This is a genomic window from Sulfurimonas sp., from assembly GCF_027056685.1.
GTDB lineage: Bacteria > Campylobacterota > Campylobacteria > Campylobacterales > Sulfurimonadaceae > Sulfurimonas.
Map to the genome: position 1 here is coordinate 1 of NZ_JALUKE010000134.1, position 10,100 is coordinate 10,100.

The window sequence follows — 10,100 nt, forward strand, 5'->3', positions numbered from 1 at the left end:
GATAAGTAAAGACTCTATAGCCTTTTTTAATTTAGAAAGAAGAACATCTGAGTATTTAGCCAATATATCAATTTTAGAAAAACTTTTTTGTATAAATGTATAAATAATTTTTCTAAATATATAGATAAGCAGAGTCATAAAGAGTATGATTAAAATTTTCACAATACTTAAACCGTATACATTTAGTACAGCATCAATCTCTTGTACCAATCCAAATGACTGCAGATAGACTGCAAGCGTTATAATATGATATTTTGAATATTTATTAAGTCTATACATCCTCTTTTCAAATTTATAAATATAGGCTATAAAGTCAGTATTTATCTCCCTAAGAGCATAAAAATCACGAATATTTTGCTGAAGTTGACTAATAACTTTAGAAGAGCTGTTGTCAAGTTTTAGATATGGAGTATAATCTTTATTGTAGAGCTTTGATACATAATTTTGTTCTGCAACAACAAGAGTATTTAGCTTTTTTTCATAAGCTTGTATATTTGGCAAATCAAGAGCTAGTAAAATCTTTTTGATAAGCGATTGTTGCTGTTGAACAAACCTCAAAGATTTAATCCGAAGCTCATCTCTTAACACTGCATAGCCATTCCCCGCGCGTTTATTTATGGCAATTACTTTTTGTAAAGAAAATATTTTGGATCCAAAGTCCCCTAATTGGTCAATATAAACCTCTTTATTTACCATTAAATCATCAAGCTGTACTTCATACATATATTCTTGCTTTTTTACAAGTTTATATATCTCTTTTTGCGTTAAATTTGCATCATCCATCTTTAATGTCAATGCTATTTGCTCATCAATAAAAGGAGAATACTTAACCGCTGCGTTTAGCATAAAAGGAACTAAGAGCGTTAAAACAAAAAGAACTATCTTATTCATTACTTTTATATGCCCTCCGCTATCATAGCATCTGCAACTTTTTTAAATCCAGCAATATTAGCACCATGCACATAATTTCCTTCCACGCCGTAATCTTTAGCAGTTAAAGCAACACGCTTACATATCATTTGCATCGTCTCTTTGAGTTTTTCATCTACCTTCGCATAACTCCATTTTGTCATAGAAGCATTTTGACTCATTTCAAATTCACTCACAGCTACACCACCTGCATTTGCAGCCTTTGCAGGAGCAAAACAGACTTTATGAGTTTGTAACAAATCTATAGCATCTGGAGTTGAAGGCATATTTGCACCCTCTGTAACACTTACACATCCATTTGTTATAAGAGCCTTTGCATCAACCTCTGTCAACTCATTTTGAGTAGCACAAGGAAACGCAGCATAACATGGTATGTCCCAAACAGCATGACCACCTTCTGGATACTCAGCTACCGGTATATATTTGCCCTCATTATGTACTTTGCAATACTCTTCAAGTGAAGCACGGCGTTTTAGTTTTATATCTTTTAAAAGTGCTAAATCAACACCTCTTGCATCATAAATAGTACCTCTTGAGTCTGAACAGCTCACAACAACAGCACCAATATCTTGTAGTTTTTCTATGGCATGGAGTGCTACATTTCCAGCCCCACTTACAGTACAAATTTGACCATCAAGTGGCTCTTTATTTTCCATCTCCAACATTGTTTGTGTAAAATAGACAGCACCATATCCTGTTGCTTCTGGACGCATTAATGAACCCCCAAAAAAGTATGGTTTTCCAGTCAATGTTCCCTCATAAGAGGATGTAATTTTTTTATACTCTCCAAAAAGGTAACCTATTTCACGACCACCAACACCAATATCACCAGCAGGCACATCTATTCGTGGTCCTATATACTTATGCAACTCTGTCATAAACGCAGAACAAAATTTCATAATTTCAAAATCGCTTTTTCCCTTAGGGTCAAAATCACTCCCACCTTTTGCCCCACCAATAGGCAAACCAGTAAGTGAGTTTTTAAGAATTTGTTCTAAACCTAAAAACTTCAAAACACCCTCAGTCACTGTAGGATGAAAACGGAGTCCCCCTTTGTATGGTCCTAATGCGTTGTTAAACTGCACACGATAGCCACTATTTACCTGAATTTTATTATTATCATCTAACCAAGTAACTTTAAATTTTATTATTCTATCAGGAATAACCAATCTCTCTAAAATTGCATACTTTGTATACTTTTCATCAGATTCCAAAAGAGGAGCAATAGAGTATATTACCTCCTCCATTGCTTGATAAAACAGAGCATCTTCAGCACAATTATGATTTTCAAATTTTTTAATCTCTTTTTCTGCGAGTGTCATAAATAACCTTTATATTATTAAGTGCAAAATTGTACCACAACTCTCAAAAATCAACTACTCCCAATCTTGAAATTTTGAGTGGGAGTGTTTATCTTTTTTATATCTCTTAGCGTTTTTACTCTTTTCAAGCTGATTTGCACTGTATAAAATATCTTCTTTGATGGACTCTATATCTGTTTGTGAATTTTTATAAGCAATCATTTTATTTACATGTGCTTGTAGATCTTGCAGCTCTCCCTTATAAATTTGACTCTCTTCAACTCTCTTGAGCAATTTTAAGGCGTTTTCAATCTTCTTGTCATACTTCTCTTTTGTGAGAGTATCACTATTTGAAAGATAAGAGAGCATACTTTTTTGAAAGCGTTGCAATGCTCTAACATAACGCAATCTATTTGAATTTTCAACCACTTTTTTTGATGCTGCCATAAGTTCCCTGTTATTTTTGATATAATTATACACTTTAATATCCAAAAACAAGGAAAACAGTTGAAAAAAATAATTTTAAGTCTTATGCTTTTAAGTGCGTCACTTTTTGCACAACTCACAAGCCAGTACCTCACAAAGGATTTTCTAAATAAGAATATTCCTATTGTTGATGTAAGGACACCGGGAGAGTGGAGAGCAACGGGGCTGTTAAAAGGTGCTATACCTATTATGTTTTTTAATGCAAAAGGAAAGTATGATGCGAAAAAGTTTTTAACACAGTTAAATAAAAAAGTAGATACTACGAAGCCTTTTGCACTTATTTGCCATACGGGCAGCAGAACTTCCATAATAGCACCATGGCTCTCCAAAGAGTTTAACTACAATGTTATAAATCTCAAAGGTGGGATGGAATATGCAACAAAAGGTCTGCATATAAAGACTGTTCCATACAGACCATAAATGCCGACTTGGCTTAAATTCCTTTTTTACCTCTCACTGCGAATTATCATTACATTCGCAGTTTTAGCTCTTATTATCTTCTTACTTTGGTGGCTTCTTTACTCTATATTTTATTAGAGTAAAGATTTAATAACATTTGAAACGCCCTGATGCAAATTGTAATTTGCAATAGGAAAATCTAAATTTTCATACTCTAAATTAACACTATATTTAGAGAGATACTCACCCAATAATTTCAAATCAATCGGCGTATATCGCTGGCACTCTTCTTTAGTAATTGATGTTCTTACAAGTTCTTTTGCTTCATTAGATTTTGCAATAGTAAACGCAAGGCTCTTTAAACTTAAAAAATCACTCCAATCCAAGAATAGTTCAGGTGTTAAAACCTCTACTTTTAAACCTTCAGGAGTAAAAAGTAAATTTTGTTCACGCAAAGGAACCAAGACAGAGAGTATAGCTGCCGAGAATGGCACAACTTTATCACTCCAAAATGGAGATTCATTTCTTTTTTTCAACTCTTCATCTAATTTTTCTAAGATTTTTTCACTATTTGCATTTTCAAACAATTTATATGTCTCTTTTTCCACTTTTAGCCCCATTCTATAATAAATTATAATTACAAGATTAAGTTTAACTTATTTTTAATCTTATCAGTAGTAGTATTTTATAGAAATTAACATTAAGGATAGGTATGAACAAAATTATTACATTATCTGTTTTAGCTTTTTTGACTACTACGGTCTATGCAAAATCAGATGTAAATTCAACAGCAAGTTCTATGCAAACTCAAATTGACAAACTTACAAAAAAAATTGACAAGCTAGAGAAAAAGCAAAAACAGACTGCAAGAGGATTAACTGAGGTAAAAAAACATGATGGAAATGATAATATCAAGTGGGATGTAAACTTTAGAACAGCTTATAACTATTTAGATTATAAACTAAAAAATGGGAAAAGCGTCACAAACTCTTCACTTTTAACTAACCGTTTATGGCTTGGTATGGTTGCAGCACCGACAGATAGATTGACTTTTAGAGGACAATTAGCAGCATATAGTACATGGGGTGCAAATAACCTGCCAGCGAATGATCGTTTTCAAAATGTGAATTGGAGAGCAAGTTCAAAAGCTGATGATGATATTATAAAAATAAGACAAGCATACTTTGTCTATAGACTAACTGACGGTAATCATCCTATCAGTTTTAGTGTAGGTAGACGACCGGCTACAGATGGATTTTTAGCGAACCATAGAGAAGATTTAGAGCATCCGGGTTCACCTTTAGCACATATCACAAATATGGAAGTTGATGGAGCAATGGTTCGAATTGGAAATGCTTTTGGACTTGAAGGTTCTTACTTAAAACTTGTTTTAGGCAGATCATATTCAAATATAAATCAACCATCTTATACGGGTACACCTTACACAGCAGTAGGGGCAAAAGATGAAAATGTTGACTTTTTCGTTGTACCTATGAGTATTTATAATGATGGTCAAGTTAATCTAATGGCTCAATATGCTGCGATATTTAATTTTATGGGATCAAAGCAAAGTTTAGTAAGTTCAACTAATCCAGCAGGAGCGACTACTGGTGCGGGACTAAAACATATGGCAGCACTATCAATGCAAATTGATGGACTTGATGAAGATATTGATTTTTTAGATAGCAGTACACTATTTGCTTCTATTGCAGCTACAAGAACAGAGCCTAAAGATGGATACAGAATGCAAGGTTCTGCTAACGCTCAAAATGGATATAGTTTCTGGACTGGTTTTATTTTTCCAGATTTAATTACTGATGATGGTCAAATAGGTATAGAATATAACTATGGTTCAAAATATTGGGCACCGGAGACATGGGCAGAAGATACAGTAAGTGGTTCTAAAATTGCTACAAGAGGTAATGCTTATGAAGCTTATTGGAATTTACCATTCGAAAATAATCACTTCTCTACTCAAATAAGATATACATATATGGATTATAAATATAAATCTAATATAGAAGAATTTTGGGCTAAGCCTACTCTCTTAGATACTGATGTAAAAAGTACTCAAGAGTTAAGAATTTCTTTTAGCTATAAATACTAATCTTCACAAGCAAGAGCTTTATGCTCTTGTTTCTTTCCCTCTCAATTTTTCTCATAATTACAACTTATTTAAATCATAATGTAAAAAAAAGCTATTTATAAGTCAAACTATATTATCATATTTCAATCTAATGATTTTTATAAGTTTTTCTTAGACTTATACTCCATTTTAGAAAATTACAAAGAGGAAGTGCTTATGAGTGTAGAAGTTTCGAGAAGAAAATTTCTTCAAGGAAGTGTGGCTTTAAGTGTTGCTGGTGCGTCAGCGATTAGTGCTACAAATCTTTTCTCTAGTGAGAATGCTAGTGAACATAAATCAACAAATAGCAGGATACCTAGTACAATTACAACAAAGACAAGTACAGCAAAGGCAGAACATGTGCCTTTTTTATGTGGTATATGTGTAAATAAATGTGCAGGTCTCGCTAGAGTTGAAGATGGAATAATTACAAAATTAGACCCTAATCCATATTTTCCAAAAAACAGAAATATGCTTTGCCCAAGAGGTAATGCAGGTATTCAAACGCTTTATGATCCAGATCGTCTAAAATATCCAATGGTAAGAATTGGCGAAAGAGGCGATGGGAAATACAAAAGAGTAAGTTGGGATGAGGCTTATGAAGCCATCTTGAATGGTACTGACAAATTTAAAGGTATTAAACAAATTCTTGATGAAGAGAAAGACAACCGTGCAACAATTGGTTACTGTAATGGTGAAGGTCTTTCAAAAGAAGGTTTTGAAGTTTTAGTTGGTGAAAAAATTGGTTCTCCTAACTATGTCGATGAAATTAGTATTTGTCTTGAAACCACACTTGGTGGATATGTAAATACTATAGGTACTTACGGTGAAGCAGACTTAACTAATTCTGACTATCTTATTATTGCGGGTGCTAACAGAGCAGAAGCTATCATTACTCCTGATACCATGGATATGTTTAAACGCTCTAAAGGACGAGGTCTTAAAACTATTGTTTTAGATCCAAGATTTACAAACACTGCAGTAAAAGCAGATAGATGGTATGCAATAAATCCGGGAACAGACTTAGCTTTTGTTCTTGCTTTAACTTATGTTACAATTAAAGAAGAACTATATGACAAAGCTTTTGTTGCAAAACATGTAGAAGGATTTGACGAATATAAAAAACATATTCTTTCTCATAACTATACACCAGAATGGGCAGCAAAACTTACAAATATTTCTGCAAAAGAGATTACCAAAACAGCTCGTGAATTTATGGCTGCACGAAGTCCTATCTATTATCAAGGCCGTCGAAGTGTATTTTCTAAAAATGACTTCCAACTTCGTCGTGCTATGGCAATATTCCAAGGTTTAAGTGGCAACTTAGATAAAAAAGGCGGTATTGTTTACGGTCAAAAACTCCAACTTCCTAAAGAGGATGTAAATGCACCTATTTATGGACAGGCTCAAGCGAGATTTGATAAAGATGGTATTGCTATTCCATCACTAAAAACTGGTTCATGGATTGTCTTTAGAAATATGGTACTTGAGGGTAAGAATCCTTATCCATTAAGAGCTATGTTTATGAGAAAACACAATCCTATGAGTGGTGTTCCAAATACCAAAAAGACAGAAGCATTTTTGAAAAAAATGGATTTGAATATTATGATAGATATTCTTCCTAGCGATACTGCTATGTATTGTGATGTTATTTTACCAGAAGCATCCTACTTAGAAAGGACTTCTCCAGTGGCAAGTTATGGAGGGATGGAACCTGCAATTGTTCAAAGAAAAGCAGCCATTAAACCTCTTTATGAAACAAAAACTCCTGAAGTTATCTACAAAGAATTAGCTGAAAAATTATCTAAACCTCTTTGGGAAAATACTTTAAAATATGATGAAGATGTTCAAGATGACACGGAAGGCATGAGTGCTAAAGAGCTTGAAGAGTATTACAAAGAAAATGGTTTTGATTTAGCTGAGCCTTGGGAAAAACCTGTTCATGAGCAAAATGAAGAGAGAATCACAAAAGCATATGGTAAAAAAGCCTGGGAAATTTTAGATGAAAAAGGTGTTTTCTATCCTCATATGGAAGAGTACCATACACAATTAAATCCAAATGAGTTTGAGTATTATCCTGAAAATAAAAAACACTACTCAACACAAGGTGATAAGTTAAAAGTTAAATGTAATTTGACAAACTTAACTAAAAAAGGTGTAGATGCAATGCCAGCATGGCATGATGATATGGAATTTAGTGTTCCAGCTGGTAAATTTAGACTTGTTACTGGTCGTCATGCCCAATTTACTCAAAGTGGTACAACAAACAATGCAATGTTAAGAGATTTAATTCCTACGAACTATATCTGGATAAACAACCAAGTATGTGAAAAAATGGGCATTAAATTTTCAGATAAAGTTGAAGTAAAAAGCCCTATTGGTAAAGTTACTATTATGGCATACCCTACAAATAAAATTGCTCCAAACCAAATTTTCATGCTTCATGGTTTTGGTGGAAGTAGTGAAAAGATGGAATTAGCATATGGAAATGGTGCGAATGATGCTCTTCTTATTGAAGATAAGATTGAGCCGGTATATGGTGCAGCTGTTATGCATGACACAAATGTAGAAATTAGGAAGGTGTAATTATGGCAAGATATGGAATGGCACTTGATTATAAAAATTGTATCAACTGCAAAGCATGTGAAGTAGCATGTAAAGAGGAAAATGGTGTAGAACTTGGTGCAGAAAAACATAGAATTTGGGTAGGTGGAAATAATCCTGAGGGAGCATGGCCACTTTTAGATATGGCTTCTGCATCTTTTCTACCAAGTCAATGTCAGCAATGTGAAGATGCTCCTTGTGAAGAAGTTTGTCCAACACATGCAACTTACTACGATGAAAATGGAGTTGTAAGAGTAGATGCTGATAAATGTATTTTATGTTCATACTGTATGAATGCTTGTCCTTATGATGCAAGATATGTAGATGAAAGAACAATGACTATTGATAAATGTACTTTTTGTTCAGATACAAGACTTGCTCGTGGTGAGATGACAACGGCTTGTCAAGCAACTTGCCCAACTAAAGTAAGAACATTTGGTGATTTAGATGATCCAGAGAGTGAAATTAGTGAGCTTCTTCGTACAAGAGATCATTTCAGTCTTAAAGCGCATCTTGGAACAAAACCAAAACTTTTTTATCTAACATAAGGAGGATAAAGTGAATTTTATTAAAAAAATTATACCTATGAGGGATTTTACTCTAAAAAGTCTTATGACATTTGAAAAGACTCCTTTAAATATTTTGATGTTTATTTTAACAGTTGGATTGCTTGGTGCTTTTGGCTGGGGTGTTGTTGAATATCTAATGCATTCTCATGAAGCTTATAATGTTACAAGACAACATCCATGGGGACTTTTAATTGCCATGTATATTTTCTTTGTTGTAAGTTCAACTGGTCTATGTATAGTTGGCTCATTAGGAGATGTTTTTGGCTTTAAAGATTATATGGCAATGAGTAAGAGAGCCATTCTTGGTTCTATTGTAACTATTTTAGCTGGTTTTGCTGTAATTGCGTTTGAAATCGGACACCCAATAACTATGCTTATTTACAATGTTTTAAGTCCTGGTCTTACATCTGCTATCTGGTGGATGGGTACACTTTATGGAATTTATCTTACATTTATGATTATAGAATTTATTTTCTTAATGCGTAACGATATGAAAAATGCTAGAATTTTTGGTCTAACTGGTCTGTTAGTAGGTCTTGCAGCTCACTCAAATCTTGGTGGCGTTTTTGGATTCTTAAATGCTAGAACTATTTCAAATGGTGTTTTTTATCCAACATATTTCATCTTAACTGCGTTCATTACAGGTATCTACTTAACATATTTAATGTATGGATTTAGATATAAAATGAATTTCCCAGAAGAAATTAAAAAAGGTCTTATAGGACTTGCTAAAATTCAAACACTTCTTTTGGCTATTTTAATGTTCTTTGAAACATGGAAAATGATGACAGGTATTTATGGTGGCATGCCAGGTCGTGCAGATGTAGTTGAACATATTTTACATAGTGGTGGCTTCGTATATGGTGAAGTTCTTTGTGGTATGTTAATTCCATTTATCATAATGCTAACAACAAAATGGAAATCACTTAATTTGTATGTTTATGCTTCATTTATCGGTATGATTGGTATCTTCTTTATGCGTTATGATTTAGTACATGATACACAAGTGAAACCTCTTCAAATGATGAAAATTACAGAATATCAACTTCCTCCAAAATGGATTGAATATTTCCCAAGTGCAGCAGAATTTGCAATTGGATTTGGTGCAATTGGTATATTCTTTATGCTCTACTATTTTGGTCAAAAAATGTTTGATTTAGATGGTGGTGATCACTAATCAATACATTTAATAGAAGTCTTATTTTCTGAGACTTCTAAATTTTGCTATAATATCACTATGAATATTATAGAAACTTCAAGAAGAAAATTTTTACAAGGTAGCGTATCTCTTTGCATTTACGCTACTTCTGCTCTCTCTTCCCCTTGGCAAACAACAAAAACATCCAATAAAAAATCAACAAATACGCCTTACCTTTGCAATATGTGCAGAAATAAATGTGCAGGGTATGCAAGAGTTGAAAATGGCATCATCACAAAACTCAATCCAAACCACCACTTTCCAAAAAGTCGCAATATGCTCTGTCCAAAAGGCAATGCTGGTATTCAAGCTATCTATGATGAAGATAGACTTAAATATCCACTTATTAGAATTGGAAACAGAGGTGATGGACGATATAAGAGAGCCACTTGGGATGAAGCATATGAGTACATCAAAGAGAAGTTAGTCAAAATTATAGATGAGCAAAAAGACAACCGTTCTACTGTCGCATACTGTAATGGAGAGGG

At 33.5% G+C, this 10,100-nt stretch carries 9 protein-coding genes and 1 pseudogene; 6 read left to right on the forward strand and 4 right to left on the reverse strand.

Annotated elements, in window-relative coordinates:
* From MVY38_RS05975 to MVY38_RS05985, 3 genes and pseudogenes are all read right to left on the reverse strand, one after another.
* Window positions 1-891: pseudogene (locus tag MVY38_RS05975) on the reverse strand (mechanosensitive ion channel family protein); the annotation flags it as partial.
* Window positions 892-896: 5 nt separating this feature from the next.
* Window positions 897-2,252, reverse strand: a complete 1,356-nt coding sequence (gene gdhA / locus MVY38_RS05980) for an NADP-specific glutamate dehydrogenase (protein WP_297484329.1) — start codon at window positions 2,250-2,252, stop codon at window positions 897-899.
* Window positions 2,253-2,306: 54 nt separating this feature from the next.
* On the reverse strand, window positions 2,307-2,678 hold the full coding sequence (locus MVY38_RS05985) for a hypothetical protein (protein WP_297484331.1): 372 nt from the start codon (window positions 2,676-2,678) through the stop codon (window positions 2,307-2,309).
* Window positions 2,679-2,738: 60 nt separating this feature from the next.
* Between MVY38_RS05985 and MVY38_RS05990 the strand changes: the two genes are divergently transcribed.
* The gene (locus MVY38_RS05990; RefSeq protein ID WP_297484332.1) at window positions 2,739-3,137 is read left to right on the forward strand and encodes a rhodanese-like domain-containing protein; all 399 of its coding nucleotides are present in this window, start codon (window positions 2,739-2,741) and stop codon (window positions 3,135-3,137) included.
* 113 nt (window positions 3,138-3,250) lie between these two features.
* Here MVY38_RS05990 and MVY38_RS05995 read toward each other — a convergent pair whose 3' ends face one another.
* Window positions 3,251-3,724 (reverse strand): hypothetical protein, encoded by a 474-nt coding sequence (locus MVY38_RS05995; RefSeq protein ID WP_297484334.1) that lies wholly within the window; start codon window positions 3,722-3,724, stop codon window positions 3,251-3,253.
* A gap of 104 nt (window positions 3,725-3,828) precedes the next feature.
* On the opposite strand from MVY38_RS05995, the gene MVY38_RS06000 reads away from it, so the two are divergent.
* The 5 genes from MVY38_RS06000 to MVY38_RS06020 form a co-directional block, all read left to right on the forward strand.
* A complete protein-coding gene (locus tag MVY38_RS06000) occupies window positions 3,829-5,223 on the forward strand; it encodes a DUF3373 family protein (protein ID WP_297484335.1) in 1,395 nt (464 codons plus the stop codon).
* A gap of 195 nt (window positions 5,224-5,418) precedes the next feature.
* Window positions 5,419-7,827 (forward strand): molybdopterin-dependent oxidoreductase, encoded by a 2,409-nt coding sequence (locus MVY38_RS06005; RefSeq protein WP_297484337.1) that lies wholly within the window; start codon window positions 5,419-5,421, stop codon window positions 7,825-7,827.
* Window positions 7,828-7,829: 2 nt separating this feature from the next.
* Entirely contained in the window at window positions 7,830-8,393 is a 564-nt protein-coding gene (locus MVY38_RS06010) for a 4Fe-4S dicluster domain-containing protein (RefSeq protein WP_297484339.1), read from the forward strand.
* 10 nt (window positions 8,394-8,403) lie between these two features.
* A complete protein-coding gene (nrfD, locus tag MVY38_RS06015; protein WP_297484341.1) occupies window positions 8,404-9,591 on the forward strand; it encodes an NrfD/PsrC family molybdoenzyme membrane anchor subunit in 1,188 nt (395 codons plus the stop codon).
* A gap of 60 nt (window positions 9,592-9,651) precedes the next feature.
* The coding region (locus tag MVY38_RS06020; RefSeq protein WP_297484344.1) for a molybdopterin-dependent oxidoreductase at window positions 9,652-10,100 on the forward strand (449 nt) is incomplete at its 3' end.

Bases quoted from the DNA above. Each gene is read 5' to 3' on its own strand.
- MVY38_RS05985 (WP_297484331.1), bottom strand. From the start codon at position 2,678: ATGGCAGCATCAAAAAAAGTGGTTGAAAATTCAAATAGATTGCGTTAT.
- MVY38_RS06005 (WP_297484337.1), top strand. From the start codon at position 5,419: ATGAGTGTAGAAGTTTCGAGAAGAAAATTTCTTCAAGGAAGTGTGGCT.
- MVY38_RS06010 (WP_297484339.1), top strand. From the start codon at position 7,830: ATGGCAAGATATGGAATGGCACTTGATTATAAAAATTGTATCAACTGC.
- MVY38_RS06000 (WP_297484335.1), top strand. From the start codon at position 3,829: ATGAACAAAATTATTACATTATCTGTTTTAGCTTTTTTGACTACTACG.
- gdhA (WP_297484329.1), bottom strand. From the start codon at position 2,252: ATGACACTCGCAGAAAAAGAGATTAAAAAATTTGAAAATCATAATTGT.